We start from the raw sequence: 22,557 nt of genomic DNA on the forward strand, positions 1-22,557 counted from the left end.
CTTGACAAGAGGTCATTCAAAAAAAACAATGAACTCTTATCTCTCAGCGTTAGCTGCAAGAATTAGCACCGTGCCATTTCTGGTCGGTTGCTGCGACATCATCGGGCTTGTCCCTCCGTCTGCTCTTGATAAGAATAGTTGTGAAGTTGTGAAATTTAATTGAATTTTTACATAGAATCGCTCACTCGTCAATTCCTTTTTTTGAGAAAAAAAGTTTAAAAATAATGTTTCTATATATGCGTGTCGAAAATAAGTGGGCGACTGAAAATAGAGGATTGACAACTAGCATGCCTAGTCCGTAATATTCGTCTCAACACGTCAAACACAATTACATCATTTACTCTTATCGCGAGTTGGCAGAGGGAATTGGCCCTAAGACGCCGCAGCAACCGACCATTTGGCACGGTGCTACATCCACCAGACACATGTCTGAAAGATGAGAGGAACAACCAATTTGGGTGTGCCTCTTTCTCGCGGAGAAAGGGGCTTTTTTCATGCATAGAGTTAAGAAAGGGGAAAACCATCATGGCTTATGAGGCGTTTACAGAACAGAGTGTCGTCGAACACGTTCGACAGTTAGGGTTACTAGAAGAGGGGATTGCAGAATGTGAGGAAATTGGGGATGGCAATTTAAATCTCGTCTTTCGCATTCGTCAAGGAGAAACGTCATTAATCGTGAAACAAGCGTTGCCGTACGCAAAAGTTGTTGGAGAGAGTTGGCCGCTCACGCTTGATCGTTCGTGGATCGAACAACTGGCACTCCGTGAGTTTTCAAAAGTCGTACCACAATTTGTACCAGATGTACTCGGTAGTGACCGTGAACTCGCCTATACGATTTTAGAAGATTTATCATCGTTCGAAATCGTCCGCACCGGCTTCCTAAAAGGAGAGAGCTACCCGAACTTAGCCCGCCACGTCGGTACGTTCCTCGGGGAAACGTTGTTTGCGACGTCTGACTACGCGAATGGACCACTCGTGAAGAAACAAATTGAAAAAGAGTATTACAATCCAGAACTATGCGATATCACGGAGAAACTGATCTTCACCGACCCGTATCGCGACGCAGAATCGAATCAAATCGAGCCAGTCCTTCGTCCGGATGTGGAGCAACTCTGGTCAGACCTCGCTTTGAAAATTGAAGTGACCAAATTGAAGGTTGGGTTCGTGACGAAGCACGAAGCGCTACTGCACGGGGATTTACATACAGGAAGCATTTTTGCGACCCGTCAAGAAACAAAAATTATCGATCCCGAATTTGCGTTTTACGGTCCGTTCGGCTTTGACATTGGTCAAATCATTGCTCATCTGGTGTTCTCAACGTATGCGCATCCGTTGAAACGATTCGAACGCTTCACAGAAGTACTCACCGTCTGGGAGACGTTCGAAAAAACGTTCCGTACCCGCTTTACACAGGCCGCAGAGCCGTTCAACACAGTAGGATTCGTGGACGAACTGTTGCCATCCATTTTGAGTGACGCCATCGGCTACGCAGGCTGCGAATTGATTCGGCGGACGGTCGGTCTGGCTGGAGTCGCCGACTTAGAGACATTACCAGACGACCTTCGCATCGAACGGAAACGCCACGCCTTAGAGCTCGGTACGCGTCTCATCAAACAGCGCCATCAAATTCAATCCATCGATCAATTGATTCCAGTCTTGTCGGAGGTGCGCGTATGAGTGTGCAAAGTATTCATTTCGATGCCGACACGGAAGTGTTGACGATTTTAGATCAGACGCTGTTGCCGCAAGAAGAGCGCTATGTCGAAGTGTTGACGCTTGAACAGGCCGAGCAGGCAATCAAGTCGCTTCAAGTTCGCGGTGCACCGGCCATCGCTTATTTCGGAGCGTTTGTCCTTGCGAAAGAAGCGTCACGTCTGCAAGATAATCCATATTTTCATCTCCAATTGAATCAAGTCGGTCAACGGTTGATTGCGACAAGACCGACCGCGGTCAACTTACAGCATGTCATCGAATCACTCCTTCGATTGAATGTGGGGGAGGACTTTGAACAGATTGCAAAAGCAATCAAGCAGCGTGCGATTGAAATCTTTGAACAAGACGTGGCTACGTATCGCACGATTGGGGAACATGCGCTCACCGTGTTACCCGCTGGTGGCAACGTATTGACGATTTGTAACGCCGGTGCCATCGCGACGTCACGATACGGTACCGCGCTCGCGCCGTTCTATGTCGGGAAAGAGCGTGGCATCCCGTTTCGGGTGTTCGCGTCCGAAACGCGACCGCTGCTTCAAGGAGCACGACTGACCGTATGGGAGCTCGACCGGGCAGATATCGATGTCACACTGATTACAGATAACATGGCGGCCTGGACCATCCAGACGAAACAAATCGATGCTATCATCGTCGGGGCGGACCGCATCACCCGTACCGGTCATACGGCCAACAAGATCGGAACACTCCAGCTTGCGATTTTGGCGAAGCATTACGGCATCCCATTCTATGTGGCTGCTCCGCATTCGACATTCGATTTAGAGGTAGATGACACGATTCAAATCGAAGAACGGGACGCGCATGAAGTGACCCATATCGGGGGACATCCGACGGCACTCGTCGGCATCACCGTCTTCAATCCGGCGTTTGATGTGACACCACCCGAACTGATTACCGGTCTAATTACAGAGACAGGTGTGCTCGAACCGACTGAGTCGGTCATTGTAGAACATGTAGGAGGAAACACATATGTCTAAAAAAATCATCTTCTTCCTGTTGACTGTCATCCTGGCACTTGCCGGATGCACGAACGAACAGGCTCAACCGAAAACGACTACGACAACAAGTAAAACGGAAGCGAAAACCGTCAACGTCTCAAATGAGACGCTTCCGAAAAATCTAGAAGTCGCCCTCGTCATGCAGATGTCGATCGGGACGTTCTCTTCGCAGTATATCGAAGGGGTGACCGAGCAAGTCGAAGCGTTCGGTGGCAACGTGAAAGTGTATAACGCCGAAAATGATTTGTCGAAAATGGCGAGTTATGTCGATACGGCGACGACGCAAGGAGTCGATGTGATCTTGATTGACCACGGACGTGCCGATGCCTTGAAAGAGCCTGTTCAACGGGCGCTCGACAAAGGCATCAAAGTTGTCGCATTCGATAACGATTTGACGAATGAAGGCGTGACGGTCATCGACCAAGACGATTATTCACTCGCATGGCGCTCGCTAAAAGCACTCGCGGAAGATTTGGACGGGGAAGGGAACATCGTCACGATTTGGGTCGGTGGATTCACCCCGATGGAACGTCGACATACGATTTATGATGCATTCTTGAAACGCTATCCCGGCATCCAGGAAGTCGCAAAGTTCGGTTCGGCGACGAACAACACGGCGCTCGATACGCAAAGCCAGATGGAGGCGATTTTGAAGAAGTACCCGGAAGGCGAAATTGATGCGGTGTTTGCGATGTGGGATGAGTTCGCCAAAGGGGCGAGCCGTGCCATCAAGCAAGCAGGCCGTGACGAGATTGCCGTTTACGGGATTGACTTGAGTGACGAAGACTTGCAACTCATGCAAGAAGAGGGGAGTCCGTGGAAAGTGACAGCTGCCACAGATCCAGCCGAAATTGGCCGCATTCAAGTCCGATACGCTTATCAAAAAGTGGTCGGGGAAGAGACGCCTTCCATTCATTCGGTCGACCCATATCTAGTGGACCGTGACGTCTTACCGGATGAGCCTGTCACGATGGATGACCTTGGACAGTACGTGCCAGGTTGGGGCGAATCGAATGCGGCATGGTCGGATTGGATGAAGGAGACCGACTGATGATTCGCTTGGAACGAATCACGAAACAGTATGGTGACGTCACGGTGCTCGATCAACTATCCTTCAGTTTAAAGCCGGGAGACATTCATGGGCTTCTCGGTCTGAACGGGGCCGGTAAAAGTACGCTCATCAAACTGCTAAACGGAACGGCTGAACCGACGTCCGGCGAGTTGTCCATTGATGGAAAATCAATCCGCCTCACACCAGCGGAAGCGATTCGTCATGGCATCATCACGGTGTCGCAAGAAGTGGATGATGCGCTCTATTTGGACTTGCCTGTGTATGAGAATGTCCTTCCATGGCAGAAAGTGAAGCGGATTCGTCCGCAACGTTTGAAACAGCGAGCGAAACGTGTGTTGTCCCGAGTCGGTTTAGAGGTCGATCCAACGCGTCCAGCCGGTCACTTCCCGCTCAGCGTGAAACAGCGCCTTCTCATCGCTCGGGCACTCGAGAGCGATGCCAAGTATTTGCTCCTCGACGAACCGACCGCTGCCTTATCGGAAAAGGATGCCGACGCCTTACTGGAATTGTTACAGAAGCTTGCGGCAGAAGGAGTCGGGATTGTATTGGTCACGCATCGTTCAAACGAGCTCACCCGGGTCACGTCGACCTCTACGTTTCTTCGGGACGGACGTGTCGTGTACGATGGACCGTACCAATCGCTCTCTTCAGAAGCGGTGCAGACATTTTTGAGTGGGACAACATTTGATGCGGCGTTAGAAAAGGCGGTGCCGGAAGACACGATTTGTTTGTCCGCGCAGTTGACCCTTCCGGCGTTTCAATCGGAGATTTCGATTGAAGCGTATCGCGGAGAAGTGCTCGGGATTGGAGGATTGACGGGGAGTGGGAAGACGGAACTGATGGAAGCGTTGTTCGGTCTTTCTGGGATTCGTCAATCCATCACAATCGATGGAAAAGAACATGTGATCAAAGAACCGGAAAACGCCGTACGTTTAGGATTTGCACTCGTTCCAGAGGAGAGACGTCGTCATGGATTATTTTTAGACGAGACGATTGAACGGAACGTGATTGCTGTCGCAGGAAAGGCAACTCGCGTTTCGGACGTATTGGCATCGCTTTGCGTCCGTTATGCGAACGTGAAACAACCGGTTCGTGAGCTGAGTGGTGGAAATCAACAGAAGGTCGTCTTTAGCAAATGGTTACTCGAAGACCGAGACATTTATCTGCTCGACGAACCGACAAAAGGAATTGATATCGCAGCGAAACAAGACGTATATGAACGCGTCATTGCACTCGCGAAACAAGGGAAGACCGTATTGTTCACCTCGAGTGAGCGACACGAGCTCGAACGGGTCGCCAATCGAATTCTTTGGCTCGACCGTGGACAACTTGCAGAGAAAGGAGGCGCATGACATGGCACAGTTAGTAGTCAAAGAACGAAAACGAATCAGCGGTCATATCGGTCAGTATGGAACGTTACTCGCAATCCTTGGTTTGATTGCGGTCTTTACCGTGACGAACGATCAATTTCTGACATACGCAAACTTTAGTGACATCATCAAATCGGTTTCAATCGTGTCGCTACTTGCCCTCGGCGTCACGTTTTCGCTCATCGTCGGAGGATTCGACTTGTCGGTCGGCTCGACGGCGAGTCTTGCGACAATCGGGGCAGCGGCAAGTCTCGTCCTTCATCGACAAGAGCTTCTCGTCGCTCTGCTGATCCCACTTGCACTCGGGATTCTCGTCGGGCTGTTGAACGCGCTCGTCACAATCAAATTCCGATTACCGGATTTACTAGCGACACTCGCCATCATGTACGTCATTAACGGGATTCAGTTGACGTATACGAAAGGATTCTCGATTTATGACAACATGCCGATTGAAGGGGGGACGGCGCCAGGGCGTTTCATCCCGTCATTTCTATTCATCGGTCAAGGGACGATCGGTCCGATTCCGTTCGTCGCCCTGCTCATGCTGGTGTTCTTTATCGGAGCGCATCTATTCTTGACTTATACGCGGACCGGGCGTGAATTTTATTACGTCGGGTCGAACGCCGAAGCGGCCCGTCGTTCCGGGATCGCCGTGAATCGAATCAAGTTGTACGCCTACGTACTCAGCGGATTGTTTGCAGCCATCGGCGGAATCATTCTTGCATCTCGGATTGGTACGGGACAAGTCTCGGCTGGAGCACCCCTTTTGATGGACGCTGTCGCGGCTGCCTACATCGGCTACGCCGTCTTTGGGACAGGGCGCCCGAACGTGATCGGGACATTGATTGGAGCTATTTTGATTGGAATTCTCTTGAACGGACTGACGATGTGGGACGTGCCGTATTATGCGCAAGACATCGTCAAAGGGACGATTTTAATTGGAGCGCTCGGTCTTTCTTATATTCAGAAGAAACAGCGGACATGACAAAACCCCCGGACATCAGTTGTTCGGGGGTTCGCTTTGTTCACGTGTCATTGAAAGAAACGGATACACACCACCATTCGTCTCCTGCATGAACGTGTCTTGTGGGATGAAGCCTAGAGACTCGTATAATCGGATGGCCCGTTTATTAAACGTGGCGACGGCAAGACGCACTGTGCGAGTCCCATATGTCGCCTCAATCCAATTTATGATTGACGTGAGGAATCGATGTCCGTTGCCGCTCCCCGTCAAATCAGGGTGCATGCCGAGACCGATAGAAACAGCGTCTACTGATTCGAATTGCAACGTGACGAAACCGATGAGTTCGTCGTCAAGAATGGCGAACGTTGTATCACCTCGCTCATCTGCATCTAAAAATAAGGCGAGATCTTCTTCGTCAGCATCCATATTGTAAAACGCGTATTCGCCTTCATAGCGCCACTCGAAGGCGATACGTTCGGCTTGCTCTTGGGTGAGTGGTTGAAACGTATAATTCATTGAAATTCCTCGTCTCTGATCGAATTGGTCATGCTACACTCAAATCGTATCATGAAAATAAGGGGAGGGAACATGATGGCAGTCAAATTGGACATGGTCGGGATCGTCGTGACGGATATGAAGCGGTCGCTCGATTTCTATCGGGCGCTCGGGTTTGAGATTCCGGAAGCGATGAACGGGGAAGCACATGTAGAGATTGACGAAGGAGGCGTGCGTCTCGCGTTCGATACGGTAGAAGTGGCCGAATCGGTATACGGGGAATGGAAACAGGCAGACGGGCATCGAATCGAGCTTGCCTTTTTATGTGACAGTCGTGAGTCATTGAATGCTTTGTATGACTCAATCCTTGAACAAGGTTATGCGTCACACAAAGCACCGTGGGATGCGTTCTGGGGTCAACGTTACGCCATCCTGTACGATGCGGATGGGAATTTGATTAGTCTGTTCGCCTCATAAAAATAATCCCGGGCCATGTGGCTCGGGATTATTTTTTGTCGTGGCACTCTCCCCATGAACAAAGGGCATTCATGGCGGGTTGCAGTCCGAGGGCGTCTTCGGTCAATGAATATTCGACGTGCAGGTGCTTCTCGGTCGAGTAGTCGACACGGCGAACCATGCCGAGCTGCTCGAGCTCGCGCAATTGGTCGGTCAACACTTTTCGGCTGACGTCCGGAATCGCTCGTTGAATATCAGAAAAACGAAGCGGTCCATCTTGAAGCGTGCAGTACACTTGGGGGCGCCATTTGCCGCCGATAATCTCAAGTGCGCGGTTGACGGGGAACGATGTGGTCATGTTCAAGGAACCTCACTTTCGGGTAGTTACTTCAATGTGCGTACTTTTTTTCTTGCTTCAATGACAGTATCTTATCGTTACCCGCTAAATTGAGCAAACAAAAAGGAGTAAATGAAACATGACATATCCAAGAACGTTTTCACACATCGGTCTTTCTGTACCGAGCGTCGCTGAGGCCGTAAAATTTTATGAGGACGTGATGGGGTGGTATACGATTATGACACCATCAGACGTCGTCGAGGATGATTCGCCAATCGGTGTGATGTGTACCGACGTCTTCGGACCGGGCTGGGGCAAATTCCGAATCGCTCATATGTCAACGGGAGACGGAATCGGGATTGAGTTGTTCGAATTTCCGAACAACGAAACACCAGAAGACAACTTCGAGTTTTGGAAGACAGGGATCTTCCACTACTGTGTACAAGACCCTGACATCGAAGGGCTCGTCGAGAAGATTGTCGCTCACGGCGGGAGACAACGGATGCCGATTCGTGAATACTACCCAGGTGAAAAACCGTACCGCATGGTGTACTGCGAAGATCCATTCGGCAACCTCGTTGAAATTTATTCACACTCATACGAACTCACGTATTCGGAAGGAGCTTACTAAACATGAAAGCATGGCTACTCGATCAACCTGGTCTTGATCATCTGCATATTGGAGAAATCGACCGACCGACACCAGGAGCGGGAGAACTGTTGATTCGTGTCGAAGCGGTCGCCTTGAATCCGGTCGATTATAAAGTCGGATCAAACGGAAACCCGAATTGGTCATATCCACACATTCTCGGTGTCGACCTCGTCGGAGAAGTCGTTGAGGTCGGTTCGAGTATCGCCAACATCATTACGGGTTCGCGTGTGGCTGTTCATACGGATCTTTCGAAATATGGGGGATTCGCCGAGTATACGGTCGTCGATGCCCGGGCGTGTGCGGTCGTTCCGCAAGGTGTAAGCGATGAGGCGGCGGCTTCTATCCTGTGTGCGGGGATGACAGCATATGAAGCGGTCATGCAGAAGCTGAACACGCGAGATAAGGAGACGATTCTCATACACGCAGGAGCGGGCGGTGTCGGTGGATTTGCGATTCAGCTCGCAAAACGGCTCGGTCTGAAGGTATTCACGACGGCATCTCCTGAGAACGTTGAGTGGGTAGAATCACTCGGGGCGGACGTGGTGATTGATTATAACGTCGAGGACGTGACGGCACGGATCATGGAAGAAACAGATGGACGTGGTGTCGACCTGATTTTGAATACAGTCGGACGAGACGTTGCGACAGCAGACCTAGATCGTCTCGCATTCAGCGGACACCTCGCCTACATCGCCGGGCCACCAGACATGACGAACATGAAAGGCTTCACGTTATCTCCTTCGATTCACGAAGTGGCACTCGGGGCGGCGCATGCGAGCGAGGACGAACATGCGATTCGCAACTTGGCGTATATGGCCGAAGAGATGATGAACTTGCTCGATGCAGGTGAACTGAACGATCTCGTCACAGAAGTGTTGTCGTTCGACCAATTGAAAGAAGGTCTCGAAAAACTACAAACGCGAAAAGTGCGCGGTAAACTCATCGTCCGCATTCGCGACTGAAGAGAGGACTCCCTGTTATACTGACAGGGAGCTTATTTGTCGAGGAGGGGAAAGAATGGAGCGATTGGCAGACACGTATCGTCAGACGAACGTTCAATTGAGCGGTCACGGCAAACGGGAAGCCGGGGTATTGAAACGCGCATTTGAGCATGTGCGTGAAGATGAGCCGAGTGATCAGTATGGACAGGGGAAAACGATTCGACAGTTCGAAGAGAAGATGGCACAGGTTCTTGGGAAAGAGTCGGCAGTATTCTTTCCAAGCGGTACGATGGCACAGCAGATTGCGCTACGCATTTGGTGTGATGAGACAGGGAAGAAAAAGGTCGCATATCACCCGCTGTGCCACCTTGAAATTCATGAGCAGGATGGTTTAAAAGAGTTGCATCACATCGAACCGATTTTAGTGGGGGACGAAAACCGATTGATGACGCTCGAAGAGATTCAAGCGTTACCGGACATCGCGTGTCTGTTGCTCGAACTGCCACAACGAGAAATCGGTGGGGAATTGCCGACGTTCGAGGAACTTGTGGCAATTCATGAACACTGTCGTGAGAAAGGGATTCATCTACATCTGGATGGTGCACGACTGTTCGAATCGCTTCCGTATTATGAAAAAGAGGCTTCTGAGATTTGTGCGCTCTTTGATAGCGTATACGTCTCGTTTTATAAAGGAATCGGTGGCATTGCCGGCGCCATCCTTGCTGGACCGAAGGCATTTTGTGACATGTCGAAAGTATGGAAGCGACGCTACGGTGGTGACTTGATCAGCTTATATCCATACATCCTGTCTGCGGATTATTATTATGAGCTACGAAAAGACAAGATGGCCGAGTATCGAAACGAGGCCGTCCGCTTAGCAGCACGCTTCAATGAACTCGATGGCGTGTGGACGACTCCATGCATCCCGGTCACGAATATGTTCCATCTTCATTTTCAAGGGGAGAAGGAAGAAATTGGTGAGAAAATTGCGCGCATCCAAGAAGAAACAGGAGTAGGCATTACGGGGTATCTTGTTGAAAAAGACGGACACTGTTCAACCGAAGTAAGCATCGGAGATACGTTTGAACGGATTACGCGAGAACAGCTTGATGAATTGTTTCGGCAGTTCAGATGAATCAAAACATGCACCATTCCTTTTCGGGAACGGTGCATGTTTTTTACTGGCTTATAATCGCTTCGAGACGATCGAGTTGGGAAGTGAACCCTTCGACAGCGCCCATTTCGACGACTTGTTGGAGAGCCTCTTCATTCGGGAATTCGGAGCGACTAATGAATAACGTGCCTTCCGATGTATCGAGAAATTCATTTGTGATCGTCATGACAGGTAAGTCCGGGTTGACGTGTCCGTCCGCATCCGAGAATGCATCCGTATAGACGATTTGGGAGTATGGATCGATGTCGATAAAGGTTGATTTGCCCCATGATTCCATACCATAAAAGTCACCTTGTTCTTTGTCGACACAAGTCATGCAATAATGCCAAATCCCCCCCGGTTTGAAGTCGAAGCTGTATACTTTCGTCTCCCATCCGGACGGTCCCCACCATTTCTCTAAATGTGCAGGTGTCGAGAATGCTTCAAATACAAGTTGGCGTGGTGCCTTGAACAGACGTTCCATAATCAATATCGTGCCCTCTATATGTGATTTGACCGTACTCATGATCCATTCTCCTCTCGCTGTGACTCCGCTAAAAACGTCTCCAATCGATCGAGTCGCTCTGTTTCCCGAGCCATATAGGTCCGCCAAGCATCTAATGGTTCGAGTGCTTGAGACTTGAGTGCATAACGTCTTCGATTGGCATCAATGGTTACTGTGACGAGACCTGCATCATACAGAATTCGCAAGTGCTTCGATGTCTGCGGTTGACTGATCCCAAGCTGATTTGCCATCATTCCGACCGTCCACTCTTGTTTCCGTAACAATTCGATCATCCGCAACCGGTTCGGGTCGGCTAACGCATGAAACAAAGAAGCCAATCTCTCTTCCATTTTTCGTCACCGTCCTCTTACTTTTAATATTCCCAATTAGGAATATTCCGTAACAGGAATACTCAATATTTAAACAATAAATCAAGTAGCATCTCACCAATCGGTCGTTCTTTTCCTTCATAAGGAAAAGCGTGGATATGGATGGCGGGATTAAAATTCAATTCGATGATACCGTATTCGATTTGCGCATCATCGAGAGAGGGAATCATCATATCGACACCACAGATGGTTGCCCCGACTGACTTAGCGGCATCGACAGCAATACGCTTATAGATGTCAGAAATTTGATCCGTATAGTCGATACTATCTCCGCCGGTACTGATATTAGAGTTTTTGCGTAAGAAGACACGCTCATCGAGAGCGGGAATACTATCGGGTGTCTTGCCTTGAGCACGTAAAAATGAGATGACGACCTCGTCGATGTCGATTTTCTCGAGAGGTGTCTTGTATCCTTTTCCGCGTAACGGGTCTTCATTTTTTGTCGCAACGAGTTGACGGATCGAAGAGGTGCCATCTCCAGTGACGTTCGCCGGGACACGATGGAGGATGCCCGCGACGTCATCCCCGATGACGAGGAAGCGATATTCTTTTCCGGGTAAGAATGTCTCAAGTAAAACGACATCATCAAACGTTTTCGCATACTGAAATGCAGACCGTGCTTCATCATACGTCGCTCCGTCTTTAAAAATGTGAATACCGACTCCGAAGTTTGTAGACTTTGGTTTTAAGACGATGGGTTGTTTTGAAAATGAATCCCATGCCTGACGTAAATCTGATTCATCTTGAAGTTCTACCCCTTCAGGGACACGAATGCCATGCTCTGCGAGTACAAACTTTGTCACCGTTTTATTCTCCATCATTAAGACGGAAACATAATTGTCTTTTGAAGTTTTCGTTGCCTGTTTGACGTATTCTTCGTGTTTGCCGTTTCGAATCCGAATGAACTGGTCGGAACGATCGATGACATCGACACGATAACCACGTTTAATTGCGGATTTCATTAAGATTTGAGTAGACAGTTCCAGGTCGGCATAACCGTGGATGCGAAAACGATTTGCATAGGCGTCCTCATAAAAGTGTTCTGCTTGGGCGAGGGACCATGCGTGATAACCCGTCTCGGTCATAATCGTCTTTAATCGGGAAGCGTACGTCCGGTCCACGTGATCAATTTTTTCGCGTACAGCGGGAAAGACATCTTCGAAGCCGAGGTCATACTGTGTGTTGAACGAATCGATGGCGTCGAGAAGTTCTGTCGCGTACGTGTGTAAAGGTATGGCGTAACCATCTCGAGTCAATATGCTTGCGGGAGACATGCCTTCTTTGGCGACACGTTGTTGATTATTGTACGCTTCAGCTTGCCAATCGACATGAGATGTCTCCTTAGTAAAGGTCAAGTACAACAAAAACAGATGAAGGAACCGTAAATCTGAACGAGCAATTCCGGTCTTTTCAAACGGATTCAAATCGATATTGCGAATTTCAATGTAATCGATACCGTGTGCCTCGAGTTGATTTAAGTCGTTACCACCTTTCGATGTTTTCAATCGGATGGGGGAGTAGAGTTCGTTCGGATTGGCAATCTCGCCTTTGGCAATGAACCGTTTTACATCGTCTATATAACTTGAGAGTGTCGCATAATTTGGATAAAGCGGTTCAACATTCGTGTACCCACAGTCGCTATTCCGATATGACAATGCTTGTTTATTTGAAAAAGTGTCTACATGGAGCGCTTGCATCTGGCTGACACATCGTTCTTCATAACTCGCATGTACGGCTGGGGTAGCACCGAGCAAATAGACGATGAGCCAACGCATTCGTAAATATTGACGAACTAACTTCAAATATAGGTGATCTTTGAAGTGTCGATTTTGTTCAGGGGATCCTTCGTATAATGCGGATAACATCTCATCGGAAAATGAAAAGTTGAAATGGATTCCAGAAATGAGTTGTTTTTTCGCACCATATTTTTGGAGCAGATGCTCACGATAACGGCTAGCCTCTATTCCGGACACACCAAAATCAGCGAGTGGAATCGTACCACCTTCCGGCAAGGCACATGGCATCGATTGTGGCCAAAGGCGTTCATCGCCTATGTTGAGCGCCGTAATATCGTAAAGCGTTTCTAAGAAATGATGTGCCGCCTCAATCGTTGGAAACGTCGGAGTGACAAGCTCAATTTGACTTTCAGAAAAGTCGGTCGTGATATATGGATGTGTCGCTTTATGACCGAGTGCTTTTGGATGCTTCGTAACAGCTAGTGTGCCTTCTGACGTGACGCGTAACATTTCTCGCTCGATGGCAAATTTTCCACTTGTGATGAGATGGTGGGGTAGTTGATTAAACTGCTTTTGCAAGGGAAATCACTTCCTTTTTCGTTAGTCGGACAAAGAGGGCGGAGACAAGCCCTTTTGTGATACTTGAGATGGCGATACTCCACCAGATGGCATCGATTCCGAGATAAGGCTCAAGAACAAATGCGAGCGGGATACGGGCCACTGTGAAAATAATCGAGATGGTCGCGGGGATTTTCGGTAATCCGAGTCCTGAGAAGTATCCGTTTCCGATCATTTCAATCGATGAGAAGACGAGCGAAATGCCAATAATTCGCAAGTAGCTCGCCCCAATTTCGATGGTTCGAACGTCATCGACGAATAGACCAATGAGTAAATCTGGGACGATTAAAAAGAACAACATGATGAATCCTGTGTAAACCATCCCGAGTCGGGTCGTTACCCGGTAACCTTCATGAACACGATCTACTTTTCGTGCCCCGAGGTTTTGACCGGTATAGCTAGCCATTGCTCCGTTCAAGCCACCAATCATCATGTAGGCAATCGATTCGATTTGAAGTCCGATGCGCTGTGCCGCAATCGCTTCCGTCCCGTATGAGCCAATCATGCGGGCAAGAAAAATACTGATTACCGTGAACAAAATCCGTTGGGTTGCCATCGGAAAACCAAGACGGATGATTTCTTTATAGTCAGCTCGAGTCGGCTGAACGACTTCATCCCAATTGAATAATGTACGAGCGCGGTGCCAAAACAATCCGAACATCATGACGTTGGCGACAAGTGTTGCAAGGGCAGCCCCGATCACACCGAGTTGGAATGGATAAATGAAAATCGGGGAGAGAATCATATTGAGGATGACACCTGTCGCATTGATTCGCATCGCTGTTGTCGTATTGCCATATGCACTGAATAGACGAGCAAACAGCAAATTAAAGAAAGAAAAGATGAGCATCGGCGCGCTGACGAACAAATATTCATACGCAAGCTGCTCCACAGCGGGGGCACCCATATTCAAAAAGCCGATGAATGTATGACCGAACATAATTAGTAGAGAGGCGTACGAAAGACCGAGTGTTAGATTCAGACGCCTGCTGGCCCGGACATGACGCTGAACCGAATTGAGGTCACGTCTCCCGACAGCTTGTGATACTTTGATGCCGGCGCCAACGACAATCAACGATTGAATCGCCTGTCCGAGCATGATATAAAAACTAGCTGCACCGATACTTGCCACAGCATCGCTCCCGAGCGCACCGACCCAAAACATGTCGACGAGACTATACGTAAATTGTAATAACGAGCTACCGACGAGCGGAAGGGCAAGAGCCAGAATGACGCGTTGCACGTTTCCAATCGTCAAATCGACGGTTTTCACAAAGCAAGACTCCTTACATTCTTTATATAACCATTTAGTTATATATAAGCACGGTGTAATAGAATTGGCAATCATGATAGCCGAATCGATGAAAAATGGACACAAAAAAAGGAATTCGTGATGAATTCCTTAATGTCGATAACCGCGAATCCAAGTCGTCATATAGACGAGTGTCGCGATGATAAGCGTTGAAGCGAGTGCATAGATCGGATAGGCGGGAAGTGTATCTTCAAACAACGGATAGAACATAAACGACCCCATAAAAATAGGAACGGAGATGCCGAACGAGATGTATGCCGCTTTTGTCGCTTTCACTGTGATGATTTGTTCACGCTCATCGACTTCACTAAATTCAGTCATGCGGACAGACCATTGAGTGAAGCTCAACTGCTTGTTCGGCCGGGAGTTAAACGAATAGACTGTCCAAACAATGCCAAAAACAACAAGTAAAAGTAGGGGAAGCAGATTGAATTCAACTAAGAATCGGTCAGACTCGCTGACGGTCTTCGACACATCGGATAAAAATGAGCTGAATAGAAATGCCATCAGGACATACAGGATGATGCTGGAAATAGACTGAACGACAACGTGTTTCATTTTCTTTCCTCCTCGATTGTGAATATAGATTCGACCGGTTCCTCGAACACCCGTGCGATGTGCATCGCCAGCATGAGTGACGGTGTGTAGCTGCCTTTCTCGAGCGAGATAATCGTCTGTCTCGTCACACCGACCTTTTCGGCCAGGTCGCCTTGGGTTAACTGGTGCCGGGCACGCAGTTCTTTCACGCGGTTGACTAATGGCATCGTGCCACCTCATTTCTAGTTTCTACCATTAGTGTAAAACAAACTTCACATAATGTAAAGAGGACTTTACTCATTTGGGGATGATACAATAACGATATAGTCGAAAGGGGAGATGAGGGATGAAGATGATTAGTGGACAACATCACGTGTCAGCGATGACCGGGGATGCTAAGAAGAACTTGCGATTCTACACGGAAATACTAGGGATGCGGCTCGTCAAAAAGACGGTTAACCAGGATGACCCATCGATGTATCACTTGTTCTATGCAGACGAGATGGGTACGCCTGGAACCGATTTGACGTTCTTTGAGTTACCGTTTCTCGGACAGACGTATCGAGGGTCAAGCAGTATTTCCCGGACAGCACTCAGGGTGCCGGATGGAGCGCTCGCGTACTGGCAGGAGCGTTTTGACGCGTTCGATGTATCTTACGGAGAAATCGAGTCGGTTTTAGGAAGGGCGACCCTTTCGTTCGAAGATCATGAGGGTCAACGTCTCTGTCTTGTAGAAGGAGGGAGCGGGACACCTTGGAGCAAAGGTCCAGTGCCAACGGACCTCGGTATCTTCGGTCTCGGATTCAGTGAATGGACGGTACGGCGGATTGACAAGACGGCACGGGTGCTGACAGAAGTTCTTGGCTATCGATATGTAACGACATTTGAACGGGATGGACATGACGTGCGTGTCTTTGAGACGGGCGAGGGTGGTGTGGCAACAGAGATTCATCTCGTCGATCGGCCGGATTTGCCATCGGAACGACCAGGGCGAGGGAGTGTGCATCATGTGGCGATTCGAGTGGAAGAAACAGACGATATGACGAAGTGGATCGAGAAGCTTGACGCACATGGAATCAGCCACTCTGGTCTTATTGACCGTTACTATTTTCAGTCGATTTACTTCCGCGAACCGAGCGGAATCTTAGTGGAACTGGCGACAGATGAACCGGGATTTGCGACGGATGAATCGCTTGAGACACTCGGAGAACGATTAGCCTTGCCTCCGTTTCTTGAGTCAAAGCGAGCAGAAATCGAATCAAAACTAAAGGCTTTGTAAGCGGAAAACCCGACGGACCATTTCAGTCCGTCGGGTTTTGTACGCCTAATAACATGGCGAGTTCGTTCGTTCGGTTGACGACGAGATCCGCAATCGTGTAACGATCGAGTACATGAAGAAACGCCAACATGGCTTCATTCAAAACACCTCGTAAATCACAGGCAGGTGCGATGACGCATCGGCCTTCCCCGAAGCATTCCACGAGTTCGAACGGTTCCATCGTCCGAACGACTTCCCCTACATTGATGTCATCCATCGGTCGTGCGAGTCGAAAGCCGCCGCCTCGACCACGCACCGATTCCAAATAACCATATTTCCCAAGCTCATATACGACCTTCATGACATGGTTTTTGGAGATGTTATATTGGTCTGCCACTTCTTGAATCGTGACGAGCCGATGTGAAAACGTAGCGCTATACATCAACGTTCGCAGTGCGTAGTCACATGTTTGCGTGAGTCTCATCCATCATCACCTCTCGTTTCATTGTACAAGACAATCCCAAAAAGTGCGATTCGAACAAATGTGAAAGGGTAATGGCGAAAATAAGTCAGAAACGTGAAATCTACTTTAAACAAGTATTTAATATATTGCTTTAAAGTGACTTGTCTCACATAATGAACGTGTACAAAACAAAAGGGGGAAATTCACATGTTAGATCAACAAACGATTGAGATTATAAAGGCGACGGCACCAGTTTTGAAAGAACATGGTGTGACAATCACGAAGCATTTTTATCAACGAATGTTTGAACAAAATCCAGAAGTTCGTCACTTCTTCAACCATACGAATCAAAAGCGAGGACGTCAGCCAGAAGCACTCGCGAACGCGGTTTATGCGGCTGCCCTTCATATCGACCGACTCGAAGCGATTCTTCCTGCCATCCAACCAGCACTTCATAAACATAAAAGTTTGAACATCCGACCGGAGCATTATCCGATCGTTGGTGAGAACTTACTTGCGGCGATTCAAGACGTACTCGGTGAAGCTGCAACACCTGACATCATCGATGCATGGGCAAAAGCTTACGGTGTGATTGCCGATGTCTTCATCTCACTCGAGAAAAAAATGTATGATGACGCGCCATGGGTCGGATTCAAACCGTTCGTCATCGAAGAAATCATAGTAGATACACCTGAAGTGAAACGATTCCGTCTCGTCGCGAAAGATGGAGTTATTGGCACAGCCATCCCAGGACAATACGTCTCGGTTCAAGCGCGCATTGCGGGAGAGGACATCCTACATCACCGTCAATATAGTGTCATCGAGACGACAGAAGACGGCTACTGGATTGCGCCGAAAGCGGAGGGACTCGTCTCAAACTGGCTCCATGAACAGACGATCGGAACAGAAGTCCCGATGAGCGCACCAGCAGGAGAATTTATCCTTGAAACGTCTGATCGTCCGCTCACACTTATCGCGGGAGGAATCGGGATCACGCCCCTCTTCAACATGGCGAAGACGGCACTCGAACAAGGGCGTCCTGTCACGTTATTGCACGCAGTTCGGAGTATGGACCTTCGTCCGCTCGGAGACGAACTCGATGAACTCGTGGATCAAGGGCTTAAACTCATCACACACGTGGATGACGTATCGGGTTGCATGAATAAGTCACACCTTGAAGCACTTGATGTGGAAGGGCATGATGTTTATACGTGCGGACCGAGTGCGATGATGGAGACGGTTGTACGTGTGATTCCACAGGCACGATATGAATTTTTCGGACCGTCTGGAGTTCTTGCGACCAACTAAAAAAGACGACTGGAAAAAGTCGTCCTGATGCACAATATAGGTTATTCCGTGAGTTCACTTGAATGTACGACTTGTTTCTTGGCATCCAACGTCTCAAGCGACCACACACCATCTGACCGTTTTGTTGTTTCGATGACATAAGTCATGGCGTAGCCTTCGTTCTCAGGATCGTTGACGAGAAAATCTTTTGAGAAATTGTCACCGTTCAACCGTAAGTAAACAACTTCTTCTGGTCGGTCATTGAGACGTACACCGATATACTCGGTTTCTCCGTCTTCAAGCACAACAAAATCGAATGGTTGGTCTGGTGTCACTTGTTTCGTGACGGAGCCTGAGTTTCCTGTCGTGACATCGATTTCGGCTAGACCGATGACGGAGCGATCTTCGTTTGAATAAAAAGAAAGAATCGACTCTTCCCGATTATGAAATTCATAGGCGTACCAGTCATTCATCGTGATATAACGATTCATTTCTTTTTCGGCATTTTCGTATGACTTGTCAGTCTGAATGTTAGTGTACGTATACAGTCCGACACCGACTGCGATGGACACGACGATGAGACCGGAGACGATTGTGAGTAGGATGATTCGCTTGGACATGATTGTTCCTCCTGTCTTTTATAAATACAAACACCCCATGCCTCGCCAATGCGTACATGGGGTGTTTGAATTAGTACGTCAAGCTCGCGGCGACGATGATGCCGACGACGAGTGATGCGGCGAACAAGCTGAAACCGATAGCCATGTTGCCGTTCTCGACTTCTTTTTCTAAGTTCACGCCTGGTGTAAGGACGTATTCAAACGTCCAGAACGCCAATACTTGGGCGGCGATCCCGACGAGTCCCCAGATGAATGCATCGAGCAAGTTGACGCTGTTCGCCCAGACTGTATAAATGACGATGGCAAGTCCGAGCGCTTTCCCCCAGAGTTTCAAGGCGACGGCCATGTTGCCTTCTTTGATTAACTTACGTTCTGAATATTTGGTCGTCAGGGCGAAGATGATGAGTCCCGCGAGAATGAGACCGAATCCTGTCCCGAGGTGGGCGAGGAAGCTTAAGATTGAATCGAGTGTGATGAATGTCATGAGTTCGTCTCCTTTTGTGTAGGTGTGCCAACGGCTAAGTAGTAAGATTGGTTGTTCGTGATCATGCTGCCGGCGCGAACGCCGAGTGCGGACGGGTGTCCATTCAAACAGAAACATCCGATCATGTAATGTGTCTCGACGCGACCCTTGACGGTCGTCGTCATCCGTTTCGGAAGTTCGATGAACTGTTGGTACACAGCCGTCTCTTCCGCATACGTTTGTAATGTTTCCCGGTGAAACGGTTGGCCATCTTTCGTATACAAGATGACGGAGTCTCCTTCACGTCCGAATGCCGGCTTTTTGACATAGTCCGATTCGCCAAGAAACGGTGTCTCATCTAAGTAAGTCGGTAAAAAATAGGTGTCGATGATGTCGCGCTCGGCTTCATCGAACAATGTCTCGGTCTCGTACAATTCCCAAATCAGCGCCTGTACGCCTTTCGATTGCATGAGAAACGCAGAGAGGGGATTGAGCAGCGACACGTGCTTTTCCAGGTTCAGTTCAAGTAACCGAATGCCAATCAAGTCTCCGTCTGCTGACCGGTCGTCCACAAGATGCTCGATCGGATATGTTTGACGATACAAGATGTCAATCCGTTCGCCCGATGGTGTGTAGACGCCGTCTTCGTCGACGAGTAGGGCGTGCAACGGTACGAATTCAGACGGTAAATCGAGCGTCTCTTGCAGAAATCGTGCCGTCCATTTGTCTTCGATGTTATCATCATGTGCCGTAAAGACGATTTTTGGTGTGCCTTCTCGTTTGAGTCGATTCCACGCGGCGACGATCGCTTTCCGCAGCTCAATTTTCAGTTGGGCGGTGGCTTCTCTGTTCGGGTCAAGGAGACCAAACTCGGAAGCGACCACGCCGTTCACGTCAAAGAGCTCCTTAATAAAGGTCGGCGTATCTGCATTGAACTCCATCAATTTGAGTTGACCGTCTTTCATGATCCAATCGTAACGACCGATGATCGTCTCCTGCGGCATCGTCTTCTCCCGTAAGAACGGCAGACTCGCCTCAGGGTAACCAAGCAGTAAGAGCGTCTCGTCAGGTAGGGTGCGTAACAATTGATTCGTCTTCCGAAAAATCGAGTCAACCGCCTCGGTTGCCTCTCGGACAGAGGCAACCTGCGAGGCGGTCATCTCAAAACAATCGTACAAGGCATATTCTTCATCGTTTAAATCGGGCCAAAAATAAGGGATTTGACTGTAAAGTTCGTCACGCGTCATCCGCCAAATCCACCTTTAGAGCCACTGCCGAGTCCAGATTTTGACGACCCAGAATTAGAGCCTTTCGATACGGAACCGGTCGCACCACCGTTGGCTTTGTATGTCTTATATGACGAAGAGCTCTTCAATCCATTTTTTGAGCGGAACAGGCTACCGAGTAAGAAGTAGCTACCATAGTGCGGAGAGCGGTCGTCGTCACAATAATACGACTCGGTCTCGTCATCCCAGTCCCAATCGTCACATTCGTATCCGGTCGGTTCTTCCGGGAGTGCCGCCTCTTCATATTCATCCCCACCGCACGCGGCAAGGGAAGTGGTCAATACCGCAACGGATAGTCCGCTTAAAATTTTCTTGCTTGTCTTCATGTTGATTCCTCCAATTCATAACCAGTCGGTGTGACGTAGATAACATAAACACCACGATCTTCATCTGTTTCTGCTGAATCGCGTTCATATTCTTTGCCGGCGACATATAAATACTGGCTCCCGAGCATAGCGAGCGCATCGAGGTGACGGTCGACGTAATAGGCCTCGAGTAACGGGTTGTCAAAACGGTCGTCAAGTGTACGAATCTCGACCTTGATCTCACTCGTTTCGTGTTTGTCGATCAGTCCTTCTGTGTAACGGTCGACATAAATCAAGAAGTATTGATCACCTTCTAAGGCGGATGAGCGTTGTTTATAGGTCATGCCGTCTTTGACGAAAAACTCACATTCACGACGAGCTAGCACTTCGTCTAAGCCGAGAGACGTGTAATGGTATAGTGGTTCGAACGATAATTCATTTTTATAGAGACGATACTCTAAGACGATGGAGTTCATAAGTCAGTCCTTCCTTTTTTCTTCTTATACGGAATCACCATCAAAATGGTTTCGTGAATCTTTTTGTGGTTACGTTTAGTATATAAGAGAGAAGGAGGGGGAAACAGTGCATATCTTATTTCGTGTGTGGAAAGGGTTAGCGAAATTATCATTTTTGAATGTCGTCTTAGCTTCGATTGGCATCATTATCTTAGGAACCGTGCTCGGTTATGTTTTAGAACCAGAGACATTCAGATCATTGTTTGATTCGTTCTGGTGGACGATGACGACATTGACGACCGTCGGATACGGGGACTTTTATCCATCCTCCGTGGCAGGGCGATGGCTCGGGATATTCTTATTCCTATTCGGGATTGGGATTATCGGGGCGTTGATTGGAAAATTGGTTGAAATCGGTGCGACGTTTCAACGGCTAAAACGGGAGGGAAGACTAGTGTATCGTGGAGAAGGACATTATGTGTATATCGGGTGGTCCCCGAAGACGAAGAAAGCAATCGATGAAGTGCTTAACTACGAACCGAAAGCAGAGATCGTATTGATTGATCAGTTAGTTGAGGAACCGTACGTGCACGATCAAGTTCACTTCGTATCAGGCGATGCTTCGGATGAAGCGGTATTGCTGCAAGCAAACATCTTGAAGGCGCGACGCGTCGCGATTTTTGCGGATGCCCGTATCACGGAGACGTTACTCGCCGATGGGAAGTCGTTATTGATCGCGTCAGCGGTCGAGGCACTCTCTTCTGAGTATCAGGTGGACTTGCACACGGTCGTCGAAGTGTGTGAAGAAAGAAATATCTCGAAATTCAAACACGTCCGCGTCGACGATTTTATTTTAGCGAACGACTCGGTCTCGCTCTTGATGGCAAAAGCGACGTTACAACCTGGAACGACAGCAATTTTCCGTCAGTTGCTGAGCAAACAGTCAGGTGGGAACATTCAAGCGTTGAAACCAAAAGTCGAGTGGCAGAATGTTCGACAAGCAAATACAGCGTTACTTGAATCAGGGGTGACACTCATCGCGGTCAATGACCGCTTGGATGTGGCGACGATGCTCGATTTGCCGCTTCAGGAAACAGACATGTTATATGTCGTCTGTCATGACGATGTATTTGAACGATTATCGTAAGGAGTGA

26 protein-coding genes and 2 riboswitches are annotated in these 22,557 nt (G+C 48.7%); of the genes, 12 read left to right on the forward strand and 14 right to left on the reverse strand.

Annotated elements, in window-relative coordinates:
• Window positions 1-33: 33 nt before the first annotated feature.
• A riboswitch (SAM riboswitch) is annotated at window positions 34-135 on the reverse strand.
• Between the two features lie 205 nt (window positions 136-340).
• Window positions 341-443: riboswitch (SAM riboswitch) on the forward strand.
• A gap of 82 nt (window positions 444-525) precedes the next feature.
• Genes mtnK through KNO70_RS00870 form a run of 5 tightly spaced genes read left to right on the forward strand, consistent with a single transcriptional unit; the run spans window position 526 to window position 6,156 of the window.
• Window positions 526-1,677, forward strand: a complete 1,152-nt coding sequence (gene mtnK / locus KNO70_RS00850) for an S-methyl-5-thioribose kinase (protein ID WP_214685332.1) — start codon at window positions 526-528, stop codon at window positions 1,675-1,677.
• Window positions 1,674-2,708 carry an S-methyl-5-thioribose-1-phosphate isomerase gene (gene mtnA, locus KNO70_RS00855; protein ID WP_214810777.1) on the forward strand — a complete coding sequence of 345 codons (1,035 nt, stop codon included), beginning with the start codon at window positions 1,674-1,676 and terminating at the stop codon, window positions 2,706-2,708. The genes mtnK and mtnA overlap by 4 nt, the downstream gene beginning before the upstream one ends.
• Window positions 2,701-3,780: a sugar ABC transporter substrate-binding protein gene (locus KNO70_RS00860; RefSeq protein ID WP_214730203.1), complete on the forward strand. Its 1,080-nt coding sequence runs from the start codon at window positions 2,701-2,703 to the stop codon at window positions 3,778-3,780. Before mtnA ends, KNO70_RS00860 begins: the two co-directional genes overlap by 8 nt.
• A complete protein-coding gene (locus tag KNO70_RS00865; RefSeq protein ID WP_214730204.1) occupies window positions 3,780-5,153 on the forward strand; it encodes a sugar ABC transporter ATP-binding protein in 1,374 nt (457 codons plus the stop codon). Before KNO70_RS00860 ends, KNO70_RS00865 begins: the two co-directional genes overlap by 1 nt.
• Window position 5,154: 1 nt before the next feature.
• A complete protein-coding gene (locus tag KNO70_RS00870; RefSeq protein ID WP_012727477.1) occupies window positions 5,155-6,156 on the forward strand; it encodes an ABC transporter permease in 1,002 nt (333 codons plus the stop codon).
• Window positions 6,157-6,171: 15 nt separating this feature from the next.
• Here the strand turns inward: KNO70_RS00870 and KNO70_RS00875 are convergent, their stop codons facing one another.
• The gene (locus tag KNO70_RS00875; protein ID WP_078147740.1) at window positions 6,172-6,651 is read right to left on the reverse strand and encodes a GNAT family N-acetyltransferase; all 480 of its coding nucleotides are present in this window, start codon (window positions 6,649-6,651) and stop codon (window positions 6,172-6,174) included.
• Window positions 6,652-6,726: 75 nt separating this feature from the next.
• On the opposite strand from KNO70_RS00875, the gene KNO70_RS00880 reads away from it, so the two are divergent.
• Window positions 6,727-7,107 carry a VOC family protein gene (locus KNO70_RS00880; protein WP_012727475.1) on the forward strand — a complete coding sequence of 127 codons (381 nt, stop codon included), beginning with the start codon at window positions 6,727-6,729 and terminating at the stop codon, window positions 7,105-7,107.
• A gap of 28 nt (window positions 7,108-7,135) precedes the next feature.
• Here the strand turns inward: KNO70_RS00880 and KNO70_RS00885 are convergent, their stop codons facing one another.
• A complete protein-coding gene (locus tag KNO70_RS00885) occupies window positions 7,136-7,444 on the reverse strand; it encodes a winged helix-turn-helix transcriptional regulator (protein ID WP_078147739.1) in 309 nt (102 codons plus the stop codon).
• A gap of 118 nt (window positions 7,445-7,562) precedes the next feature.
• Between KNO70_RS00885 and KNO70_RS00890 the strand changes: the two genes are divergently transcribed.
• From KNO70_RS00890 to KNO70_RS00900, 3 genes are read left to right on the forward strand one after another with little or no spacing between them, the layout of a single operon-like run.
• Window positions 7,563-8,054: a lactoylglutathione lyase family protein gene (locus KNO70_RS00890; RefSeq protein ID WP_074035577.1), complete on the forward strand. Its 492-nt coding sequence runs from the start codon at window positions 7,563-7,565 to the stop codon at window positions 8,052-8,054.
• Between the two features lie 2 nt (window positions 8,055-8,056).
• A complete protein-coding gene (locus KNO70_RS00895; RefSeq protein ID WP_214810779.1) occupies window positions 8,057-9,037 on the forward strand; it encodes a zinc-binding dehydrogenase in 981 nt (326 codons plus the stop codon).
• Window positions 9,038-9,092: 55 nt separating this feature from the next.
• Window positions 9,093-10,151: a threonine aldolase family protein gene (locus KNO70_RS00900; RefSeq protein WP_214810782.1), complete on the forward strand. Its 1,059-nt coding sequence runs from the start codon at window positions 9,093-9,095 to the stop codon at window positions 10,149-10,151.
• 43 nt (window positions 10,152-10,194) lie between these two features.
• On the opposite strand, the gene KNO70_RS00905 is transcribed toward KNO70_RS00900, so the two are convergent.
• The 6 genes from KNO70_RS00905 to KNO70_RS00930 form a co-directional block, all read right to left on the reverse strand.
• Window positions 10,195-10,695 (reverse strand): SRPBCC family protein, encoded by a 501-nt coding sequence (locus tag KNO70_RS00905; protein ID WP_214810789.1) that lies wholly within the window; start codon window positions 10,693-10,695, stop codon window positions 10,195-10,197.
• Window positions 10,692-11,024, reverse strand: a complete 333-nt coding sequence (locus KNO70_RS00910; protein WP_214685342.1) for an ArsR/SmtB family transcription factor — start codon at window positions 11,022-11,024, stop codon at window positions 10,692-10,694. Before KNO70_RS00910 ends, KNO70_RS00905 begins: the two co-directional genes overlap by 4 nt.
• Before the next feature lie 62 nt (window positions 11,025-11,086).
• Window positions 11,087-13,378 carry a bifunctional glutamate--cysteine ligase GshA/glutathione synthetase GshB gene (gene gshAB / locus KNO70_RS00915; protein WP_214810791.1) on the reverse strand — a complete coding sequence of 764 codons (2,292 nt, stop codon included), beginning with the start codon at window positions 13,376-13,378 and terminating at the stop codon, window positions 11,087-11,089.
• On the reverse strand, window positions 13,362-14,690 hold the full coding sequence (locus tag KNO70_RS00920; RefSeq protein WP_214810793.1) for an MATE family efflux transporter: 1,329 nt from the start codon (window positions 14,688-14,690) through the stop codon (window positions 13,362-13,364). The genes gshAB and KNO70_RS00920 overlap by 17 nt, the downstream gene beginning before the upstream one ends.
• A gap of 129 nt (window positions 14,691-14,819) precedes the next feature.
• Complete coding sequence (locus KNO70_RS00925) at window positions 14,820-15,287, reverse strand: hypothetical protein (RefSeq protein WP_074035695.1); 468 nt, start codon at window positions 15,285-15,287, stop codon at window positions 14,820-14,822.
• Window positions 15,284-15,493, reverse strand: a complete 210-nt coding sequence (locus tag KNO70_RS00930) for a helix-turn-helix transcriptional regulator (protein ID WP_074035697.1) — start codon at window positions 15,491-15,493, stop codon at window positions 15,284-15,286. The genes KNO70_RS00925 and KNO70_RS00930 overlap by 4 nt, the downstream gene beginning before the upstream one ends.
• A 119-nt stretch (window positions 15,494-15,612) precedes the next feature.
• Here KNO70_RS00930 and KNO70_RS00935 point away from each other — a divergent pair, with 119 nt between their 5' ends.
• Window positions 15,613-16,545: a ring-cleaving dioxygenase gene (locus KNO70_RS00935; RefSeq protein WP_214810795.1), complete on the forward strand. Its 933-nt coding sequence runs from the start codon at window positions 15,613-15,615 to the stop codon at window positions 16,543-16,545.
• Window positions 16,546-16,567: 22 nt separating this feature from the next.
• Here the strand turns inward: KNO70_RS00935 and KNO70_RS00940 are convergent, their stop codons facing one another.
• Window positions 16,568-17,008 (reverse strand): RrF2 family transcriptional regulator, encoded by a 441-nt coding sequence (locus tag KNO70_RS00940; protein ID WP_078147731.1) that lies wholly within the window; start codon window positions 17,006-17,008, stop codon window positions 16,568-16,570.
• Window positions 17,009-17,194: 186 nt separating this feature from the next.
• On the opposite strand from KNO70_RS00940, the gene KNO70_RS00945 reads away from it, so the two are divergent.
• Window positions 17,195-18,295, forward strand: a complete 1,101-nt coding sequence (locus KNO70_RS00945; RefSeq protein ID WP_078147730.1) for a globin domain-containing protein — start codon at window positions 17,195-17,197, stop codon at window positions 18,293-18,295.
• A gap of 41 nt (window positions 18,296-18,336) precedes the next feature.
• Here KNO70_RS00945 and KNO70_RS00950 read toward each other — a convergent pair whose 3' ends face one another.
• The 5 genes from KNO70_RS00950 to KNO70_RS00970 form a co-directional block, all read right to left on the reverse strand.
• Window positions 18,337-18,894 (reverse strand): hypothetical protein, encoded by a 558-nt coding sequence (locus tag KNO70_RS00950; protein WP_214810797.1) that lies wholly within the window; start codon window positions 18,892-18,894, stop codon window positions 18,337-18,339.
• Window positions 18,895-18,964: 70 nt separating this feature from the next.
• Window positions 18,965-19,378 (reverse strand): DUF350 domain-containing protein, encoded by a 414-nt coding sequence (locus tag KNO70_RS00955; RefSeq protein WP_034770831.1) that lies wholly within the window; start codon window positions 19,376-19,378, stop codon window positions 18,965-18,967.
• Entirely contained in the window at window positions 19,375-20,604 is a 1,230-nt protein-coding gene (locus tag KNO70_RS00960; RefSeq protein WP_214810799.1) for a glutathionylspermidine synthase family protein, read from the reverse strand. Before KNO70_RS00960 ends, KNO70_RS00955 begins: the two co-directional genes overlap by 4 nt.
• A complete protein-coding gene (locus KNO70_RS00965) occupies window positions 20,601-20,969 on the reverse strand; it encodes a hypothetical protein (RefSeq protein WP_078147727.1) in 369 nt (122 codons plus the stop codon). The genes KNO70_RS00960 and KNO70_RS00965 overlap by 4 nt, the downstream gene beginning before the upstream one ends.
• On the reverse strand, window positions 20,966-21,424 hold the full coding sequence (locus KNO70_RS00970; RefSeq protein ID WP_078147726.1) for a hypothetical protein: 459 nt from the start codon (window positions 21,422-21,424) through the stop codon (window positions 20,966-20,968). The genes KNO70_RS00965 and KNO70_RS00970 overlap by 4 nt, the downstream gene beginning before the upstream one ends.
• 106 nt (window positions 21,425-21,530) lie before the next feature.
• On the opposite strand from KNO70_RS00970, the gene KNO70_RS00975 reads away from it, so the two are divergent.
• Complete coding sequence (locus tag KNO70_RS00975) at window positions 21,531-22,550, forward strand: ion channel (RefSeq protein WP_214810810.1); 1,020 nt, start codon at window positions 21,531-21,533, stop codon at window positions 22,548-22,550.
• Window positions 22,551-22,557: the final 7 nt, after the last annotated feature.

The organism is Exiguobacterium sp. s181 (assembly GCF_018617125.1).
GTDB classification, from domain to species: Bacteria; Bacillota; Bacilli; order Exiguobacteriales; family Exiguobacteriaceae; genus Exiguobacterium; species Exiguobacterium profundum.